Source organism: cf. Phormidesmis sp. LEGE 11477 (assembly GCF_015207105.1).
Taxonomy (GTDB): domain Bacteria; phylum Cyanobacteriota; class Cyanobacteriia; order Phormidesmidales; family Phormidesmidaceae; genus Phormidesmis.
This window is the reverse complement of the sequence record NZ_JADEXO010000021.1, coordinates 42759-61243: the sequence shown is the minus strand read 5'-3', so window position 1 is coordinate 61243 and position 18485 is coordinate 42759. Positions and strand designations below refer to the sequence as shown.

Below are 18485 nucleotides of genomic sequence, written 5' to 3'. Positions count from 1 at the left end.
ATACTCATCCAGCCAGAATCTGACTATCACAGCAGCTATGAAAGATTGCTGAGCAAGCTACGGTTGCTGAGAGGAGAAGATGAAGAAGCTGCTATGCACTTAACGGGCCCGAAGGTGATGGCGCTGACCAGCATACAGGGGCACGAGGGCAAAAGCTTAAGCGCTTATAATATTGCGATCGCATCTGCTAGAGCCGGACGACGAACCCTCCTGATCGAAGCCGACTTTAGAGCCCCCTCACAAGCAGCCAGAATCGGCATAGACTTCGATCCTCAAGCCGCCAGTGAACCCTTACGCTATTACGGCGCTCAAGTCGGTAATAGTATCCAGATGGTCTTTGAAGTCGAGAATCTGTACATCTCTCCCTCACCTGGCCCACAGCCCCAACCAACCGCCATCATCGAATCTAGCGAAATGCAGCGGTTCTTGCGGGATGCTAGAGCTCGGTTTGACATGGTGATTCTAGACACCCCACCGCTCTCCTGCTGCGAGGATGCCCTATTGCTAGAACCCTACACCGATGGTCTTATCCTAGTGGCTCGGCCCGGCATTACCGAAAAAGCCGAACTCGATAGCACCCTCGAAACTATGGAGTTCAGTGAAGATATGCGCTTACTTGGAGTCTTGATCAACGCCGCCAGCACTCCAGTAGAGACTAAAACACCCGCAGCAGAAGTTACTCAAGCCGAACCTCTCGAAACTTCACCTGAACCCTGGTCTGCCCAGACAGTAACTAGCAGCCGCATCGATTTCTAACCAGCCCTTTTAATAAGGCCATCGCCATAAGATACTCTAATCAAGCAGCCACCCCTTAAGAAGCTATCTGGTTCGACCATGACAACCTATTACTACATAGCCGCTAGTCAGCGTTTTTTACTCGAAGAAGAGCCCTTTGCAGAGGTTTTAGAAGAGCGCTATCGCCAGTACCAATCACAGGAAAAAGAACCTGACTTTTGGCTGATCAAGCAGCCTGCGTTTCTAGAGGCACCCGAACTAGCCGATGTTAAAGCAAAATGCCCGCAGCCTTCAGCAGCCGTAGTCTCGACTGATAAGACATTCGTTACTTGGCTAAAGCTCCGCCTAGAATACGTGGCTAAAGGCGAATTTGAAGCGCCCTCCGATACTATTCCTGATCCGCTTGCTTCTTTAGAAACCGCATCGTAACCCTTTTTTCTAGCTCTTCCCTAGCTCTTTTCTTTCCATCACGCTTGCATTTTGCTACCGCTCGCGAGCATCTTAATCTTTTGTCAACAGGCTTTCCTGTAAAAAGGCGACTATGAAACCGATCCACCGTTCGACACTAGCGACTTTGTTATTAGGCACATCTGCCTTCTTCGTTCCGTTTTCAATGTCGATGGCATCGGTGTTCGCTCAATCAGATCCACCCGTCTGCCCGCCGCCTGGTAATCAAGAATATCTGCTGCTGGTGCGGGGTAGAAATGAAACTGAACGAGCCGACATTGCGGCTATCTTGCCGGTCGAAAGCTCTGTACTAATCTGCCGATATCTTGACGAAGTGCTAGTCCGAGCAGGGAGCTTTACGAGGCTAGAAACGGTCAACGCCTGGTCTAGCTACATGAGCTCCGAAGCAGGCTATGAAAGCTTTGTGCTCAGGCCCAGCAATCAGACCGTAGCCAGCGGCAATTCATCACCAGAGGCAACCACCCCGCCAGAAGCAACCGCCATACCGGAGGCAACTGCCGCACCGGAGACAGCAGAATCGGCGACTACAGCCGCACCTACCTCTTTCACCTTCGAGCCAACTCGCTTGGAAACAGGCTACGCCGTCCTAGTCGATTACAACAGCAGTCCAGAAATCGCTGCGACCGTCAGTCAGCTAGTGTCTTCAGTAGGACTGGCCGTCTATCAGCAGCGTCCCTATCTGTTAGCCAGCTATAGCGAGAGCGAAGACAGTGCTTCAGCGATTTTGCAAAAACTGAGCGATGCCCAGCTAGCTGCTGTGATGGTCAATGCTCAAGAAGTGGTGCGGCTCTCGGAATCGGTCGTCGTTTCTACTAACTAGTGCTTTATGCTTCCTCGCTCAATCGGTCTAACTTAACCAGCCAGGGGTAGACAGCCAAGCCACCAGCACTCCTAGCATCGAACCGACGATCACCTGTACAGGCGTATGACCAAGCAGCTCTTTTAGTCGGTCTTCATTGAACTGTGAGTTCTCTTGGAATAGCTCGTCTAGAATTTGATTGAGAATCTTGGCCTGTTTGCCTGCTGCCTGCCGCACGCCCGCCGCGTCGTACATAACAATCACCGCAAACACTGAGGTTACTGCAAAAGCAGGTGTGCTCCAGCCAATCGTTTGGCCGACGCCGCAGGCAAGCGCGGTAACTAATGCAGAATGGGCGCTAGGCATGCCGCCAGTTTCAACTAAGACCCTAGGATTGATAGAACGGTGCTGAACAAATTCAAACACCAGTTTGAGGGCTTGAGCTGCGATACAGGCAGCAAGCGCTACCCAGAGCACATGATTTTGAAAGATATCGCTGAAGTCCTGCATGGGTCGAGATAGTGACAAATTAAGGAAGGGTGAGCGCGGTCTCGAAAGCAATCAAAAGCTAAAACGGCTTAAGGCTAGTGGGTACGAGCGGTGATGAACTGGGCGATCGCAACTAAAGGCTGAGCCCCCTCGCCAAATTCTGAGAGCTCTGCGATCGCATCAGCCACTAGCTGATCGGCTTTTCGCTGAGACTCTTCTAATCCCCACAGCCTAGGATAAGTCGCCTTTTGAGCTGCAACGTCTTTGCCGATAGATTTACCCAATGCCTCAGGTGTAGAGGTAATATCCAACACATCATCGACGATTTGAAAGGCGAGTCCAATCCGCTGAGCATACCGCCGCAGCCGATCGACAACGCCCTCAGACGCCCCGGCCAGCATCGCCCCGCTAGTTACCGACACCTCTAGCAGCGCTGCCGTCTTGTGCATGTGAATAAACGTCAAGGTCTCTTCATCGACCAGCATTCCTTCTGAGGCTAGATCGACCACCTGCCCGCCGACGAGCCCTTCTGCACCTACCGCGCGTCCGAGCTGCGCCACTACTTTCAAAATCTGTCTTGGATCGGCCCCGTCTGGGCCTTGCGGTGTTTGGGTCGCAATCTGCTCAAACGCATAGGTTAGCAGCGCATCGCCTGCTAGCACCGCCACCCCTTCACCATACACTTTGTGATTAGTCAGCTTGCCCCGGCGATAGTCGTCATTGTCCATCGCTGGTAAATCGTCGTGAACGAGCGACATGGTGTGAACCATCTCTAAGGCGCAAGCTGTGGGCATCGCTATCTCTGTTCTAGCGCCTAGCATTTCGCAGGTGGCTAAGCATAGGATGGGTCGCAGCCGCTTGCCCCCGGCTAGCAGGGAATAGCGCATGGCCTCATAGATTTGTTCGGGATAGACCACTGGCAGAGCGGCGTCGATTGCAGCTTCTACCTGACGAGAGCGATCGCTAAGATAGCTTTTGAGATCGAAGGTGCTGGGGCTATCGAGATTCGTGGTCGCCATGAGAGGAGATGGGAGAGGATGGATGGTGTGGACTAATCACTACTAAAAGAGAGATGGTTGCGATCGCAATAACTCATGATTGTATTTTCTAACAACATGGTCACTGTCATAGGGCCAATTCCCCCAGGCACCGGAGTAATTGCACCGGCAATCGGCTCAACGCTGTCAAAGTCCACATCGCCAACTAACCTAGACTTGCCCGTGGCCGCATCTTCTACACGATTGATACCCACATCAATCACTATCGATCCAGGCTTTACCATCTCTTGAGTAACGAGCTGAGGAATACCGACCGCTGCTATAAGAATATCGGCTGAGCGGATCAGTTCAGACAAATTTTCTGTTTTAGAATGAGCAAAGGTCGGCGTTGCATTCGCTGCCAATAGCATCAATCCGATCGGCTTACCCACTAGAATGCTACGACCTAAGACCACGGCCCGCTTGCCAGCCAAAGGCAAATCATACTCTGTCAGCAGCCGCATGATACCGGCTGGCGTGCAGCTACGCAGCCCCGGTTCACCTCTAACTAGCCGCCCCAAATTAAGAGGATGTAGACCGTCCACGTCTTTGCGCGAATCGATCAGGCTCAGCAGGCTAGATGGCTCTAGATGACTAGGCAGCGGTAGCTGCACCAAAATGCCGTCCACATTTGGATTTTCGTTGAGCGCCAGGATTTCTCGGGCAACCTCATTTTGATCAATTTCTTGAGGCAGGTGCTTTCCCAAAGAGGCAACGCCTATGCGTTCGCAGGCTCGCTCTTTATTACGCACATAGGCAGCGCTAGCGGGATTATCTCCGACCATCAGCACAGCCAGTCCTGGTGGCCGACCGACCTGCTGGGTCCAAGCCTGAATCGCTGAGATGCGATCTGTTTGAATCTGTTTCGCGAGTGCTTTCCCGTCGAGGAGCTGAGCCATAATGTTAAAGTACGCTACCGACCCCAAAAGCCGAATCGAACTGCTGACAATTAAGGTGCTAGAACCAGACTATCAAAGCCCAGATCATCAAAACTTCAGTTGCCAGAACTTGAACTGCCAAAGCCTGAACTGCCAAAGCCTGAACTGCCAAAGCTCAGATTACCAAAGTACTGTAGCAAAAGTAACGAAAGCCGCTTGTCATCCGTCTATTGAATCTCAGTTTCTGCTAAAGAACCTTTTATGAAAGTATCCACAATCGGCTATCAGCTCACGAAAATATTGAGATTGGCTTCTAGATCGAAGAGCGCGTTGGTGCTATTAGTGCTGCTAGCTGGCTGCACAGTGGCAGAAACGGGGCCTGGCGTGCCGTCTGGTTCGGAAGTGCCCTTGCCCCCTGTGAGTCTGCCTGGTGGTTTACGAATGCCAGGATCGCCGATGGCGATTAATGCGCTCAGCGCTGAGCGGGCTGAGGACAAAGTGGCTATTTCTGGTAGGGTGATGCAGCGAGTTGCGATTCTAGACGGCTGGCTCTATCAGATCCAAGACGATACAGGCAGTCTTTGGGTTTTGACTCGTCAATCTGAACCTAGCGTCGGTGATGCCGCAACGGTGTCAGGGATTGTAAAATACGAGGCGATTGTGATTGACGCCATTGATGCCAGCGAAATTTATCTAGAAGAGCAGTCTTATCGCCTCGCTGAGCGGCCTTCTTCATCGGAGGAAAGCCAGTCGGAGGACAACTAATCGCGGGAAGCTAATCGGAGGAGAGCGAGTCGATGCCAGCGTACGGCGAGCATGCCATCACCCTAGCCAGCTTCGAGCAGATTGACCGAGAGATTGGCGAACATCATTTTACGGCAGCAGAATATGCGATCGCCCGCCGAATTATCCATACCACTGCTGATTTTGAATTTAAGCAGCTAGTGAAATTTTGCTACCAGCCGATAGAGGCCGCGATTAGAGCGCTTAAATCGGGCGCACCGATTGTCACCGATGTTTCGATGGTTGCCGCTGGTATTAGTACAGTGGTTGCTCGTACCTGGCAGTCTCAAGTCACCGTCGCTGTTCAGCAGGCAACTAATCCACTCAGCGCTAGAAGATCTGAGCCCGCTCAGCCCTCTCAGATCGAGTCTCCTATTCTCAGTCACAATCGAACCCGTAGCGCCATCGGCATGGCCAACTGTATCCAAAGTCATCCCGGTGCAATCGTGGCCATAGGCAACGCGCCTACCGCTCTGTTGACGCTCTGCCAGGCGGTAGAATCCGGACGCTGGCAGCCAGCTCTAGTCATCGGTGCGCCAGTTGGGTTTATCAACGTCGTGGAATCCAAGCAGGCGCTCGCAGCTCTGAAAATTCCTCATATCTTAGTCGAAGGCCGCAAAGGTGGCTCAGCCGTGGCCGCAGCGATCTTGAACGCGGTAATGATTTGGGCTTGGGAGCAGTGAATAGCACTTTGGGGCAGCCGAAAATTCAGGTGGTTGGCGTCGGCCTTAGCGGTGCTGAGAGTCTGAATTTAGAGACCTTAGAGATTGTCAGAGCGGCGACGGTTTTGATAGGGAGTCAGCGGCATTTAGACAGTTTTCAAGCGCTCGATCAGCTTGAAAATGATCGGGGTACTGGCCAGGATGCTGGCCGGAAAATACAGCGATGGCCGCTGGGCAATTTTTCTGAAGTGTTTGATCATCTGCGATCGCATCTCGCCACCCATATAGAGGCACGTATCGTTGTGCTCGCTTCTGGCGATCCGCTTTTTTTTGGCATCGGGCGACTGCTGCTCGAAAGTTTCCCAGCAGAGCAGTTGACGTTTCACCCTCAAGTTAGCGCTATTCAGCTAGCCTTTAGTCGCCTAAAAATTCCTTGGCAGTCGGCCACTTTGGTCAGCGTTCACGGTCGGGGCGAAGCGCTGCTGACCAAAGCGCTGAAGCGCGGCGATGAAAAAATTGCGGTGCTGACAGATTCTGTCTTGACGCCAAGTGCGATCGCACAGCTCGTTGAGGCGCTAGAGCTGCCTATCCAATACCAAATCTGGGTCTGCGAAAATCTAGGCGGCGAGGCAGAACGACTTGGTTTGTATAGCGAGCAAGCGCCAACCTATGCATCTCTAAACGTCGTCGTGCTTTTGCGATCGCCCGAATCTATCCCAAAATCAAGTTCAGTTCTAGATAGTCTGCCGCTGATTGGCTTACCTGATTCAGCATTCAAAGGCTTTCCCGATCGGCCCACACTGATGACCAAACGCGAAATTCGGCTGCTGATCTTAGGGGCGATCGCCCCTTTACCTGGTCAGGTCATCTGGGATATTGGCGCTGGTACAGGCTCTATCAGCATAGAACTCAGTCGGCTGTGTCCATCAGCGCAGATCTACGCCATTGAGAAAACCGCAATGGGGGCAGCTTTGATTGAACAAAACGCCCAGCGGTTGGCGATCGCGCCGATACAGATTATTCAAGACAAAGCGCCCGAGGCTCTCTCACAGTTGCCCATCCCCGATCGAGTTTTTATTGGCGGTAGCAGCGGTCGGCTTACCGATATTCTCAGCTATCTCCACTGGCGCTTTCAGCATAAGCGCGCCACCAATTTTCAAGACGATCTCCCTCATTCAGCCCGCGATCTAGCGCTAACTTCAGGGCGAATTGTTTTAGCGCTAGCCACCGTAGAAAGCGTAGCGGAGGTAATCGGTTGGCTCGATCGAGAAGACGCAGATAGCCAGACCTACATAGCTGGCCGGCTAGCATCTCTAGATAAACTGAAAGATAAGCCGAAGAGCAGCCGAAAGGTAGACTCGAAGATCAAACACACTTGGCAATATCAGCTAACACAAGTCAACATCTCGCGGTCAATTCCTGTGGGGCCACTGACCAGATTTTCGCCGCTCAATCCCATCACGCTGATAACACTATCGATGAACAACTCTGAAGAAGACTGAGCGGATTTATACATCTGCTTCACTATCATCATCATCATCGCGATCGCCCATTTGTTCGAGTCGAATGTGTTTATAGCCCAGCTTAATGATAAATTCATCGCCAGGCTTTAGCCCCATAGCCTGCGTATAGGTAGAACCAATCACAATCTGACCATTTTTATGAACGCTTACTCGATAGGTCGGCTCTCGTCCTCTACCATCTTTAGTCCCTTCAGGATTTAGTAAGATTCCCCTAGCCTCTAATAGCGCATCGTAAAAGTCCGCTAGGTTTACTCTGATCTGACCATCCTTTTCTGTGTAATACCCACACGCCTGTGCGCTTTCACGCTTGGATAAATGGGCTAGCTCATTTATTTTCTGGAGGAGGGCTTTCCCCTTCAGCAGTTGGTTTTTGTTCGCCATAACGCTCTTTTATTTAGCTTAGATTTTCTAGGCTAACCATAAGGTGCTGTAGCTAATATCCCTGCTTGCATACGGTCTCATTGAACAACCAAACGCAAAGGTAAATAGTAGTAAGTAAAAGTCACAAACAATACTCTTAACCAGAGATCAATTTTAATAGCTATTTTTTATGCTGATACATCAAGAATATCAGCATCGAGAGTATCAATGACTATACTAAAGTCTAGCCAACCGTTGCGACTTCATCAATACTGCATTTTTTGACGACCATTCTATTAGTTTGCTATACGGTTATAGCCTCTATGGCCAACAGCAAAATAGTCCTGAAAAAATAGAAAATCCTCAGCCGAGATCTGCCAACCTCTTTGAAACAGCGCTTTCGCACTAGAGGTACAAGATTGAATAGCGCTACATACACGACTAAACAATTCTTACTAACGTTATTTGCAGCTTTCCTTGACTAGCGCTCCTATACCAACGTTTTTATACCAGTAGTTTGTAGTTAGTCTGTCGTAAAAAATCTCTCTGATATATCCGCTAACCGCCTAATATACAGAAAAACGCTAACTGGTTATCTTTAATGGCAACACCTTCTCCTAGTACCCAATCTAGTACCCAAGACTCTGCAGAATTAGCCGAACAGCCACAGCCTAGCTTCGGCTGGACTCGATACGCCGAACAGATCAATGGCCGTTTCGCGATGATTGGATTTGTCGCACTACTCTTGTTAGAGCTGTTCACAGGGCAGAATTTTTTTACTTGGATAGGTCTCCGCTAGACCTATTGGAATCAGTCGACAGATCGACCTACTGCAGCGAAATCAGCTTACGAATGCATTTTGCAAAATGCTGACACCTAGACCTGTAGCGCAACATAGCTAGCGTACGGACAAACTATATGCTAGCTATAGCTGGACAACGCCATAAAATGTTGGTCATACCAAATCCCAACGCCTACCTTTTGAATCATCAAGGGCGTGGCAATATGCCCTTACGCTTGCTCGTGTTGAATCGAGGGTTGTTGGTCTCGGAGCTACTCTCATAAACAAAAAAGACTACACACTCTTTGCATAGTCCTTTTTTGCTTATTAATTTTTCGCTTGATCTATTCAGAGCTAAATCAGCCTGGGTGCATCCCACTTATGCAGAGCTATCGAGCCCTCATCCCCTAACCCCTTACTCCCGTAGAGCCTGCTCTTCTCGTAGAGTAGGGAGAAGGGTAACCAGATTCAAAATCCCTCTCCCATCGGGAGAGGGATTTAGGGTGAGGGCGAGCGATAACTTATGAAAGGGGGATGCGCCTAATCAGGCTTCTACAGAATGCATGCTTTGCAGTGTGCGAATCTTACAGTACAGATTTTATGAGGCAGACTTTAATGCCACGGCGTCCTTATCCTTGTAAGTGCCCATCATAGAGTGCCTATGCCAGACCAGTATTAGCACCACGGCGACCGGTAGCAAGCTCTACTTTTACAATAGTGCCTCCCATTTTCTGGATGCGCTGCTGCTCTTTAAACCAGTTGTCATAAGGAACTAACTTAGTAAAGTAAGTATTCTGGAGTTCGCGTTGAGTTCGAATCCTGGTTTGACTAGGGACGCAGGCAGTGACTCGAAACATTCGCATGATAATGGCCTCTTGGGTGTTTAATCTGAAGGGTTTAAATCTAAAATTCTGTTGCGGCGGCGGCGCTCATAGCTCAAGAACTGACGCACTTTTGCTATCTAAAACTGCTATCTGAAACGAATTCTTGAAATATACAAGCGCAGCAGATATCAAGTCAGAATCCTATAAGCCTTTACTTTTTGGCGCTGGCAGCAGCGTTCTCTCTGATTGGATATTTCATGCCGACTAAGCACTCGTCAAAACGAACTGAAGACACAGCTACACTTTGCTAGAAATCTCTTTGGAACTATCCTTTGGTCAAAATCGCTTTTTCAGTTTCTTTGACCAGACTTTTTGAACGGGACTTTTTGAACGGGGCTTCTCTCGAAAGCTGTTACCTATATGGAAAGGACAATCTAGAAGTCTGATAAATCAATGCTAATGTTTCGAAGCCTCTCAGATATTTAAAGATCACTTTTCGCGATCGCGCTAAACATCTGCTAAGCCTTCAATCCTTTAACACTCACTCCAGACTTCTAGAGTGAATTGAGGACTCGTCAAAAGACTAACAAGTTAGTTTTGTGCGAATCCAAAAGTGAAACAGGACTATCTATTCACCTAGCTCATCACCTAGCTGAGGCCAGAGCAGATGTAGTCAAGGTAAACGCCCATTTCTTTACCAGCGTCAGCACCAACCAGGCTAGCAGTGACTTCTTTGATCGCTTGGATGGCCTGAACGGTAGCACCGACAGGAACGCCCAAGGAGTTGTAAGTTTCTTTCAAACCGTTGAGCACACGCTCATCGAGAATGGAAGGATCGCCAGCGAGCATGGCGTAGGTGGAATAGCGCAGGTAGTAGTCCAAGTCGCGAATGCAGGCAGCATAGCGACGGGTGGTGTACATGTTGCCACCAGGACGAGTGATATCAGAGTAAAGCAGAGACTTCGCTACCGCTTCCTTGACGATTTCAGCGGCGTTAGCGCTGATAGAGGTAGCCGCGCGAACGCGCAACTCACCAGTTTGGAAATAAGCCTTCAGCTTATCCATAGAAGATGAATCAAGGTATTTACCCTGAACATCTGAAGCATTAATTACAGCAGTAATTGCATCTTGCATTGGGTGTGCTTCCTAAAAGTGGACTAAAACAGATGTAAACAAATGAGAAACAGCTGATTTCTCAGGTGATCGCTTTGGGAGCTAGCTTTGGGGGCTAGCTTTGGGGGCTAGCTTTAGGGCCGGCTCATGGATGGCTTACTGCAAGCCGCCGATGACGTAGTCAAAGTAAGAAGCAGCCTCAAGTGCCTCATCCCCAGACATCATGGAGCTAGCAACGCTCTTCATGCAGCGAATGGAATCTGCCATCGCTGGAATAGACGTGCCGAGCGAGTTATACATCTCACGAGCACCGACTAGGCCGATCTCTTCAATAGGGGCTACATCGCCTGCGACCACACCGTAGGTGATCAGACGCAAGTAGTAGTCCATATCACGCAAGCAGGTTGCAGTCATTTCTTCACCATAAGCGTTGCCGCCAGGAGAAACAACGTCAGGGCGCTTTTGGAAAAGCTGGTCGCCAGCAGTCTTGACGATGCGCTCACGAGACTCAGTCAAGACTTGAGCGATGCGAACACGACGCTCGCCAGAGGTGACAAACCCCTTAATGCGATCCAACTCGCCAGGGCTGAGGTAGCGGGCCTCAGCATCAGCATTCACGATTGACTTCGTGACTATACTCATTAATGGATTCCTCCGAAAGAATAAACCAGATGAGTTTCACTGGTTCTGTGTAAAAACAGATGAAAAATTAAACAGCTAAGCTTTAGTTCTAGACTTCGGCACTGTTTAAGGCGACTACACACAGCCTCGCTCAAAAATTTGGGCACAAACTAATGGTGTAGCTGCCTACCACACTATTATGAAGTCTTACGAGCAGCCAAAGGTATAAACTTTGTTACTTTTCTTGCCTGTGAACAAGCCTAGAGAGAAAGCAACAGAGATATCCCTTTTGAAAGCTTGTTCTCGTCTGGCTCAGCAGTCTTTTCTGTAAACATTTTCTAGTATTTCGCTTACCTTCTTAGAGGTTTAGAAACATTTCGTAATCTAATCCCTCAGTTTCCCAGAGGCTAAACTTTATAGCTAGCCGCTAATCAGTCGTTTGAAGAGCGGCTATTCTTCTGAGCAGGCAAAAAAGGACGCACAAAGGGTTAAGTGTGCATCCTTATGTCGTTACAGCTCTCGAACTAAGCTTCTAACGCTAATCCTCTAGTGCCCCAGCCATCAGTGGCAGCTTTTCAGATACCGATGTGGATGGATTTAGAGCGTCGAAACTAGGCACAACCACATCGTCGCTCTGCTTGGTCAGGCGATTGTACAGAATCTCCGTATTCGGGAAGTTGGCGGCTGGCAGGGTGGGGAAACGACGATAGGGTACTGTGTCTTCGCCGAAGTACTGAGCATACTCTGGGGTGTTGACTAGGGCTCGAATGAAGCCGCGAATGCCCTCTGATGCCAGTATTCTGTTGTACTTACGGATTTCTCCTTGATCTTGAGGGGCGCGGCCTAGGAAATGCTTAGTGCCTAACTCAATGACTTTGGTGTTTGGATAGGGCGCGTAGAACTCTTTGATATAGAGCTTGGAGTTGCCCAAGCCTTCCATGAACTCCTTAACATTGATTTCGCTATTAACTAACTTACTTTCTAGTTCGGAGAATTCGCTGCCTTTGACTACGTAGGGTTCGATATTGCGCTCAAATACCTGGCGGTAGGCGGCTTGGGCCACAGTCAGAACGGCAGTCTTCTCTTGACTAGTCAGTTTGAAGCGTTTGGTTTGCTCACGCTGTACGCTTACCCCTTGATTTACTCGCCTTTGAACCTCAGGGATTGGACGATCTTTATCAACCGTGCCTAGCTCAATAAAGCGAGGCGTTGTCTTTTCTTCTGGGCGAGCACCTTTTTCTTGAATGCTGCCGACTCTGAGCGATCGCATTGCCTGACCACCCGGTGTCAAATACCGCTCATAGGGAACCGTGTCTTCACCAAAGCATTCGGTGTACTCTTGCGAGTCGATCATGGCATCGATCAGCGCATAGAAGCCTTTCTTGGCGCAGATATCAAAGTACTGATTAGTCTCTTGTCGGCCATAGGTAGGACGGCCCAACAGACGCCGATGAATGTATTCCACCGCCTTCATCACATACAGAGAAGTCCAGTAGGTCTTTCTGAACGATTCGGACTTGGCAACCGCCTTGACGAACTCACGAACGTTAATTTCGTCGTTGTTGAAGCGGCTTTCCGCCTGGCTGATCTCTTGGCCCGCGTAGACCGGACGACCAAATACCTGCCGATAAACCGCACCGATAATGGTCTTTTTGCTAGCTTCAGAAGACTTGAATACTTTCGCACCCAAAGAACCAGGAGCCTGAGGCCGAGCTGCAGGATTGCTGAGCTGATTGTTGATACCTGCGCCCTGATGAATCAGAATTCGGCGGGTGTCTTTACTAAACGGTGCCGGGCTAGCGCTCGGATCGCGTGTTTCTTTCGGAAAGATCGCACCAAACTGAATCTCTAACGGATCGTTGCCAGAGCCGTAGACATGCTGATCTGGCAGCGGCTGATTGTAAGAGGCGAACAGAGTAACAAACTGAGGAATCTTGCGATACGGCGCGCTGTAGTTGAACAGCTCTTGCTGAGCGCCCCAATTGCGGCACTCTTGAGCCTCTTGGCCCAAGCCGCGAATGTAGGGAACGGTCTCTTCGCCAAAGTAGTCCGCATATTCTTGCGAATCGACTAGTGCGTCAACTAGCTTAGACAGGCCACCTTCGGAGACGATAGCAAAGTATTTTTGAACTTCTTCGCGGGAGCTAGGACCGCGCCCAAGGATATGACGAAAGGCCAGTTCCAGCGCTCGGCTGTTGATAAATGGCTCAAAGAACTGCTTTCTATATAAAGGAGACTTCGCTAAGCGGCGAACAAACTCCTTCATTGAGATCTCGTTATTTCTGACCTTGGATTCTAGATCAGAGATGGACTGAGAATAGGCCCGAGTAATGTCCCGCTCGAATACTTGGCGATAGGCGGCCTTGACCGCTTCGTTTTTCTCTAGTCGGGAAAGCCCAGGCTTCATTGCGTACTTGGGTCGACGCTCTGAGGCGTTGAAGTAGATCTGCGGTAGCTGCAAACCCTGCTGGTCTTTGGAGGAGCGCTGACGGAGTTTCTTTGAAGGTGTTGGTCCTTTAAACTCGCTCAGCATGATATCGAAGTACTGACGCAGAATATCTTGCGCTTCTGGGTCACCCTTGAAGTAGCCGACGGAGGCCCCGCGCATGGTTTGGATTGCCACGATAGTAGCTGGGGTTGAGCAGGCATTTTCAATAATCTCTCGCAGACCTCGAACATTTACTTTCAGAATGTTCGGATCGCCTGCCACTACCGCGTAAGTGAGATAGCGCAGGAACCAGCTCATGTCTCTTAGAGACTTTTGCATGTTGCTAGGACCGTAGCGAGATACGTTAATCGGCCTGAAGTTAGGGGGGGCCACGCCTGCGTCAGGGTCGTTTACCAACAGATTGCGAAGACCGCTGAAGATACCGCCTTTACCGTTATTGTTGCCGTCGCTGTTGGCCGCGACAAAGGTCGCGGTGCCTAGTTTGGAAGCCTCTTTTTGATCGAGCGGGACACCTCCACGGGTCATTTCCATCGGGGTGTCTTCTTCTGGCTTTTCTAGATAGGCCAGCGCCGAGCCACCGGTAAAGATACGGTTAGCGGCTTGAGAGACGATCAGCTCCGAATAGCGGGTGAGCGTTTGGGCGATCGCAACTCGCTTCATTCCAGAATTAAAGAAAGTCTTGAGTTCACCAAGTTCGGTGTTCTCCATATAGCGGTCTTTTTGCTCCGCCTGAGAAATCGTGGAAGCAGGCAAGGTTTGGTAAAGTTGGGGCCGTGCTACAGAGCTTCCGCCGCTAGCTGTCACTGTCATGGGTTCTCAAAGACTCCCTATATTTAAGTACTTAGGACTCGTTAAAAAAGTTATGTTTCCTTCGGTTCTTCTCAGGTTAAAACGATTTGGAATCGCAAATCCTGGATTGTTAAGAACCGTATTGTTTCCCGGACTAATAAAGTCAAAAGGCAGGAGGCTGATGAGTAGCGAGCATGTTTTGCTATTTCTGATACCGAATCAGCCTAGCTGAATCATAAGAGATCACAAGCGCTCTTCTGAGAATAGTGTGAACTTTTGTGAGGTTTCACCGCGCTTAGCGTAACTTTATTTGTCGCTTAGATTTCTTGTCTATCTGATTTAGCTCCTATCTTGGGGCAGCTAACAGGTTAAATAAAAGCAGCTTTTGAGAGGTGTTTAAACAGGCGATGCTAGGGAGGTTAGCGGGCACCACGTTGACCCCTGTCTTCGCAGTATCTTTTTCTTTAGCTCTTTCCCTTTAGAAAACCACGTTAATTCACGTCTTACGCTCAAATATGCAGCCTACTCAGCCACCTGCCAATCCTCAAACTAACCTGCCGGGACTTTCCGCCGATGCGTCCACGACTGATACTGCTGCCGTGAGTTCGGCAGTGGCCAAACTGTACGATGCCTATCCTTTTCCCCCCGAGCCCCTGCTAGATGAAGTGCCTCCTGGCTATAACTGGCGCTGGACTTGGCCGGCGGCCTACAGTTTTTGCACGGGGCGCAAGCCAGAAACGAACAGTGTGCGAATTCTAGATGCGGGCTGCGGCACCGGAGTCAGCACTGAGTATCTAGTGCATCTAAACCCAGGGGCTGAGGTGGTGGGCATTGACTTGAGTGCGGGAGCGATCGCGGTTGCTAAAGAACGCTGCCAGCGCTCCGGCGCAGATAGAGTCACCTTCTACAACACCAGCATCTATGATGTCGATCAAATTCCAGGTGAGTTCGATCTGATCAACTGTGTGGGCGTACTTCACCATATGCCCGATCCTATTCGCGGCATTCAGGCGCTCGCTCAAAAGCTTAAGCCCGGCGGCATTTTTCATATCTTTGTCTACGCAGAGCTAGGCCGGTGGGAAATTCAGCTGACTCAAGAGGCGATCGCACTGCTGCAAGGCGATCGGCGCGGCGACTATAAAGATGGCGTTGCGGTGGGCCGCACCCTGTTTTCCTCGCTACCGACAGAAAATCGGCTACGCAAACGCGAAGAGACGCGCTGGTCGCTAGAAAACCAGCGCGATGAATGCTTTGCGGATATGTATGTCCATCCTCAAGAGATCGACTACAACGTTAAAACGCTGTTTGATCTAATAGATGCTTCAAGGCTAGATTTTGTGGGCTTTTCAAATCCACAGTACTGGGACCTATCGAGGCTGATTGGGACAGCGCCCGATCTGATAGCCAGAGCCGCGCAGATGAACGAGCGCGATCGCTATCGCCTGACAGAGGTGCTCGATCCAGAACTGACCCACTTTGAATTCTTTTTGAGCCGCCCGCCGTTAGCGCTAGCGGACTGGGGGGACGATGAGACTTTATTAGCCGCTATTCCTGAAAGGCATCCTTGTATAGAGGGCTGGCCTAGCCGCAGCTTCTTTAATTACGACTATCAGGTGGTCTCGATTAGCGAAGCAGAGTTCGCCTTTATGGAAAAGTGCAATCCGGCTCAGGCTCTATCGGTCGCTGAAATTTTGACGCAGATAGATGTCCAGGCCCAAACTGAAGCACTCGAAATGGTGCGATCGCTTCAGAATCGGCAGCTAATCCTGCTAGCGCCGACTGAGAAAAAAACCACTGCTAGCTATTAAATCTTTCTGTAATAAGTATTATTGCCGTGATATGATTGCCCTTGGTTTCACAGAACTTAACTCTAGTTACTTAACTGTTTTAGAGCGTTTCGTTTGATAGATATTTTTATTAGGCGATCGCAAAAGAGCAGGTAAATCGGCAGGCAACTGACACCACTTCTTGGCATCATTTCTAACGTGACTTCTGGAGAAAAAATAGCTGATGTTTCTCTCAATCTCTCGGCGATCGCTGAAGAGAATATTGGTTCAGCAATTGCTGAGCTAGAGACCACCGAAGCTAGCGAGCAAGCCAACGAACAAGGAGATCTAGAAGCAGCGTCAGGTGAACGCCCGCCGCTACCACCCGCTTCTAAAACCTCCATGCAGGAGTACTACCGACTACAGCAAGACTTGCTTAAGCTGACCTTGGTTTTTACCGTCGTCATCTTCTTGGCTGTTTGGGGCGCTTACTCGCTCAATACTGCGCTCAACTATATAGTGGGCTCAGTCACTGGCATCGTTTACTTCAGAATGCTAGCGAAGAGCGTAGGTAACATCGGTCGCCAGCAGCCAACTGCCTCTAACGGGCCGAGCAGCGGTAGGTTAGCTATTTTTATCGGCGTTATGGTGGTGGCGACCCAGTGGCAGCAGCTCTCTGTACTTCCGGTATTCCTAGGCTTTTTGACCTACAAAGCAGCGTTGATTAGTTTTGTCCTGTGGACAGCCGTGATGCCTGGCAAGTCAGTAGCTTCAGAAGAACTGGTTTAGCGCTAGCCCATCATTGCCAGCTCTTGCTAGTCTACGAATCTTGTTAGCTAATGGAATTGTCAAGTAGTTGGGTTAATACAAATAGCTGGGTTAATAGTTGGGTTAATAGTTGAGTAATGGCTGTCGAATACCCAATGGCTGTCACTATCAAAGTAGCTTTATCGAGTTTCCCCTGGTTGAATACCTGGCTGAATAACTAAATTCAATGCACCGATGTTGTAGCGCAGACAACAAAGTTTGACTTCAACATGGCCATACCGCACTCTAGAGATCTAAACGGCGATGCTAAACACCCTTCACTTCTTCAACGCTTCACTTCTAGCCAAACTAGAAGTAGGCGAGCACTATTATTGGAAAATTGGCGGTCTAAACATTCACGGACAGGTTTTTATTACCTCTTGGTTTGTGGCTGCTGCTTTGATTGGTGTGGCCTTTTTAGCTACTCGCAAGGTAGAGCGCGTTCCCTCTGGCCTACAAAACCTGATGGAATACGCGCTAGACTTTATTCGCGATTTGGCCAAAGACCAGATTGGAGAGAAGGAATACCGCCCTTGGGTTCCCTTCGTCGGCACGCTATTCCTCTTTATCTTTGTGTCCAACTGGGCAGGTGCGCTGGTGCCCTGGAAGCTCTTTCACATTCCGTCGGGTGAATTGACAGCGCCGACCAACGACATCAATACGACCGTCGCTTTGGCACTGCTCACTTCGCTAGCTTACTTCTACGCAGGTTTTCGCAAGCGCGGTCTGGGCTACTTCAAACGCTACATTGAGCCAACCCCGATCTTGCTGCCTATCAACATCCTCGAAGACTTTACCAAGCCGCTCTCGCTCAGCTTCCGACTGTTTGGCAATATCTTGGCGGATGAACTGGCTGTGGGTGTATTGGTTCTGCTAGTTCCTTTGTTTATTCCGCTGCCTTTGATGGTGCTAGGTCTTTTTACTAGTGCTATTCAGGCCCTGATTTTCGCTACGCTGGCGGCTGCCTACATTGGCGAGGCCATGGAAGGCCACTAGCATCTGCAAGCTTGAGACATCAAAACCTTGAGAGATGGAGACTCTCGTTAATCTCACTCTGGGCTAGCCGTCCTATCTATTGAGAGCATCGCTAGAAATAACCCCTCTAGACTTGTGTTCGAGATAGTAAAAGGCTTGGACAAGACACTCTAAAATCACAAGGAAAAACATCATGAATCCTACTATTGCTAGTGCATCTGTTATTGCGGCTGCTTTGGCTATCGGTCTAGCGGCTATTGGCCCTGGTATTGGTCAGGGTAATGCAGCAGGTCAAGCCGTAGAAGGTATTGCTCGTCAGCCTGAAGCTGAAGGTAAAATCCGTGGCACCTTGCTACTCAGCTTGGCATTTATGGAAGCGTTAACCATCTACGGTCTAGTGGTTGCACTTGTTCTTTTGTTCGCTAACCCCTTCGCATAAGCATTCATTGGGCTGGGCAGAGAAAAGGAACCTGTTTCTTCTAGAAATTCGTTTCTTTTTCTACCCAGCTTTGTTATGTGTGCTCTACAGATGTGTGCGCTCTACGGCTGCTTTGCCTAGCCCTATTAGTTAATGTCGGTCAATCGATTCGACTAGGCTAGTTTGACTAACTCAATTTGACTAAGAG

General features: G+C 49.7%; 19 protein-coding genes. 11 read left to right on the top strand and 8 right to left on the bottom strand.

The window, feature by feature from the left end; translation table 11 throughout:
* The 3 genes from IQ256_RS08895 to IQ256_RS08885 all read left to right on the top strand — a co-directional run.
* The coding region (locus IQ256_RS08895) for a CpsD/CapB family tyrosine-protein kinase (protein ID WP_193855178.1) at nt 1–756 on the top strand (756 nt) is incomplete at its 5' end.
* Between the two features lie 78 nt (nt 757–834).
* Complete coding sequence (locus IQ256_RS08890) at nt 835–1164, top strand: MgPME-cyclase complex family protein (RefSeq protein ID WP_193855177.1); 330 nt, start codon at nt 835–837, stop codon at nt 1162–1164.
* 112 nt (nt 1165–1276) lie between these two features.
* A complete protein-coding gene (locus IQ256_RS08885; RefSeq protein WP_193855176.1) occupies nt 1277–2023 on the top strand; it encodes a hypothetical protein in 747 nt (248 codons plus the stop codon).
* 27 nt (nt 2024–2050) lie between these two features.
* On the opposite strand, the gene IQ256_RS08880 is transcribed toward IQ256_RS08885, so the two are convergent.
* Genes IQ256_RS08880 through folD form a run of 3 tightly spaced genes read right to left on the bottom strand, consistent with a single transcriptional unit; the run spans nt 2051 to nt 4427 of the window.
* Nucleotides 2051–2530, bottom strand: coding sequence for a divergent PAP2 family protein (locus IQ256_RS08880; protein WP_370623389.1), 480 nt, complete (start codon nt 2528–2530; stop codon nt 2051–2053).
* A 56-nt stretch (nt 2531–2586) separates the two neighbouring features.
* Entirely contained in the window at nt 2587–3510 is a 924-nt protein-coding gene (gene crtE, locus IQ256_RS08875; RefSeq protein WP_193855175.1) for a geranylgeranyl diphosphate synthase CrtE, read from the bottom strand.
* Nucleotides 3511–3542: 32 nt separating this feature from the next.
* Nucleotides 3543–4427 (bottom strand): bifunctional methylenetetrahydrofolate dehydrogenase/methenyltetrahydrofolate cyclohydrolase FolD, encoded by an 885-nt coding sequence (folD, locus tag IQ256_RS08870; RefSeq protein WP_193855174.1) that lies wholly within the window; start codon nt 4425–4427, stop codon nt 3543–3545.
* Between the two features lie 240 nt (nt 4428–4667).
* Between folD and IQ256_RS08865 the strand changes: the two genes are divergently transcribed.
* The 3 genes from IQ256_RS08865 to cbiE are packed head-to-tail and all read left to right on the top strand — an operon-like array spanning nt 4668 to nt 7353.
* Entirely contained in the window at nt 4668–5171 is a 504-nt protein-coding gene (locus IQ256_RS08865) for a hypothetical protein (RefSeq protein WP_193855173.1), read from the top strand.
* A 32-nt stretch (nt 5172–5203) separates the two neighbouring features.
* Nucleotides 5204–5872 carry a precorrin-8X methylmutase gene (locus IQ256_RS08860; RefSeq protein WP_193855172.1) on the top strand — a complete coding sequence of 223 codons (669 nt, stop codon included), beginning with the start codon at nt 5204–5206 and terminating at the stop codon, nt 5870–5872.
* A complete protein-coding gene (gene cbiE, locus IQ256_RS08855; protein ID WP_193855171.1) occupies nt 5869–7353 on the top strand; it encodes a precorrin-6y C5,15-methyltransferase (decarboxylating) subunit CbiE in 1485 nt (494 codons plus the stop codon). Before IQ256_RS08860 ends, cbiE begins: the two co-directional genes overlap by 4 nt.
* Nucleotides 7354–7359: 6 nt before the next feature.
* Here the strand turns inward: cbiE and IQ256_RS08850 are convergent, their stop codons facing one another.
* Nucleotides 7360–7755, bottom strand: coding sequence for an AbrB family transcriptional regulator (locus IQ256_RS08850; RefSeq protein WP_193855170.1), 396 nt, complete (start codon nt 7753–7755; stop codon nt 7360–7362).
* 580 nt (nt 7756–8335) lie between these two features.
* On the opposite strand from IQ256_RS08850, the gene IQ256_RS08845 reads away from it, so the two are divergent.
* Entirely contained in the window at nt 8336–8533 is a 198-nt protein-coding gene (locus tag IQ256_RS08845) for a chlorophyll a/b-binding protein (protein WP_193855169.1), read from the top strand.
* Between the two features lie 641 nt (nt 8534–9174).
* On the opposite strand, the gene IQ256_RS08840 is transcribed toward IQ256_RS08845, so the two are convergent.
* From IQ256_RS08840 to IQ256_RS08825, 4 genes are all read right to left on the bottom strand, one after another.
* On the bottom strand, nt 9175–9378 hold the full coding sequence (locus IQ256_RS08840; protein ID WP_006455322.1) for a phycobilisome linker polypeptide: 204 nt from the start codon (nt 9376–9378) through the stop codon (nt 9175–9177).
* Nucleotides 9379–9987: 609 nt separating this feature from the next.
* Complete coding sequence (apcB, locus tag IQ256_RS08835) at nt 9988–10473, bottom strand: allophycocyanin subunit beta (protein ID WP_006456852.1); 486 nt, start codon at nt 10471–10473, stop codon at nt 9988–9990.
* 135 nt (nt 10474–10608) lie between these two features.
* On the bottom strand, nt 10609–11094 hold the full coding sequence (locus IQ256_RS08830; RefSeq protein ID WP_193855168.1) for an allophycocyanin: 486 nt from the start codon (nt 11092–11094) through the stop codon (nt 10609–10611).
* A 517-nt stretch (nt 11095–11611) separates the two neighbouring features.
* Complete coding sequence (locus tag IQ256_RS08825) at nt 11612–14332, bottom strand: phycobilisome rod-core linker polypeptide (RefSeq protein WP_193855167.1); 2721 nt, start codon at nt 14330–14332, stop codon at nt 11612–11614.
* A 494-nt stretch (nt 14333–14826) separates the two neighbouring features.
* On the opposite strand from IQ256_RS08825, the gene IQ256_RS08820 reads away from it, so the two are divergent.
* The 4 genes from IQ256_RS08820 to atpE all read left to right on the top strand — a co-directional run bounded on the left by IQ256_RS08820 (nt 14827) and on the right by atpE (nt 18298).
* Nucleotides 14827–16119: a bifunctional 2-polyprenyl-6-hydroxyphenol methylase/3-demethylubiquinol 3-O-methyltransferase UbiG gene (locus IQ256_RS08820; RefSeq protein ID WP_193855166.1), complete on the top strand. Its 1293-nt coding sequence runs from the start codon at nt 14827–14829 to the stop codon at nt 16117–16119.
* Between the two features lie 177 nt (nt 16120–16296).
* Nucleotides 16297–16866 (top strand): ATP synthase subunit I, encoded by a 570-nt coding sequence (locus tag IQ256_RS08815; RefSeq protein WP_370623386.1) that lies wholly within the window; start codon nt 16297–16299, stop codon nt 16864–16866.
* A gap of 282 nt (nt 16867–17148) precedes the next feature.
* Nucleotides 17149–17880 carry a F0F1 ATP synthase subunit A gene (atpB, locus tag IQ256_RS08810; protein WP_193855165.1) on the top strand — a complete coding sequence of 244 codons (732 nt, stop codon included), beginning with the start codon at nt 17149–17151 and terminating at the stop codon, nt 17878–17880.
* Between the two features lie 172 nt (nt 17881–18052).
* On the top strand, nt 18053–18298 hold the full coding sequence (gene atpE / locus IQ256_RS08805) for an ATP synthase F0 subunit C (protein ID WP_006454566.1): 246 nt from the start codon (nt 18053–18055) through the stop codon (nt 18296–18298).
* The last annotated feature ends 187 nt before the right edge of the window (nt 18299–18485 follow it).

Excerpts from the sequence above, each read along its gene's own strand:
- IQ256_RS08890 (WP_193855177.1), top strand. The coding sequence starts at position 835 with ATGACAACCTATTACTACATAGCCGCTAGTCAGCGTTTTTTACTCGAA.
- IQ256_RS08885 (WP_193855176.1), top strand. The coding sequence starts at position 1,277 with ATGAAACCGATCCACCGTTCGACACTAGCGACTTTGTTATTAGGCACA.
- crtE (WP_193855175.1), bottom strand. The coding sequence starts at position 3,510 with ATGGCGACCACGAATCTCGATAGCCCCAGCACCTTCGATCTCAAAAGC.
- folD (WP_193855174.1), bottom strand. The coding sequence starts at position 4,427 with ATGGCTCAGCTCCTCGACGGGAAAGCACTCGCGAAACAGATTCAAACA.
- IQ256_RS08865 (WP_193855173.1), top strand. The coding sequence starts at position 4,668 with ATGAAAGTATCCACAATCGGCTATCAGCTCACGAAAATATTGAGATTG.
- IQ256_RS08860 (WP_193855172.1), top strand. The coding sequence starts at position 5,204 with ATGCCAGCGTACGGCGAGCATGCCATCACCCTAGCCAGCTTCGAGCAG.
- IQ256_RS08850 (WP_193855170.1), bottom strand. The coding sequence starts at position 7,755 with ATGGCGAACAAAAACCAACTGCTGAAGGGGAAAGCCCTCCTCCAGAAA.
- IQ256_RS08845 (WP_193855169.1), top strand. The coding sequence starts at position 8,336 with ATGGCAACACCTTCTCCTAGTACCCAATCTAGTACCCAAGACTCTGCA.
- IQ256_RS08840 (WP_006455322.1), bottom strand. The coding sequence starts at position 9,378 with ATGCGAATGTTTCGAGTCACTGCCTGCGTCCCTAGTCAAACCAGGATT.
- apcB (WP_006456852.1), bottom strand. The coding sequence starts at position 10,473 with ATGCAAGATGCAATTACTGCTGTAATTAATGCTTCAGATGTTCAGGGT.
- IQ256_RS08830 (WP_193855168.1), bottom strand. The coding sequence starts at position 11,094 with ATGAGTATAGTCACGAAGTCAATCGTGAATGCTGATGCTGAGGCCCGC.
- IQ256_RS08825 (WP_193855167.1), bottom strand. The coding sequence starts at position 14,332 with ATGACAGTGACAGCTAGCGGCGGAAGCTCTGTAGCACGGCCCCAACTT.
- IQ256_RS08820 (WP_193855166.1), top strand. The coding sequence starts at position 14,827 with ATGCAGCCTACTCAGCCACCTGCCAATCCTCAAACTAACCTGCCGGGA.
- atpB (WP_193855165.1), top strand. The coding sequence starts at position 17,149 with ATGCTAAACACCCTTCACTTCTTCAACGCTTCACTTCTAGCCAAACTA.
- atpE (WP_006454566.1), top strand. The coding sequence starts at position 18,053 with ATGAATCCTACTATTGCTAGTGCATCTGTTATTGCGGCTGCTTTGGCT.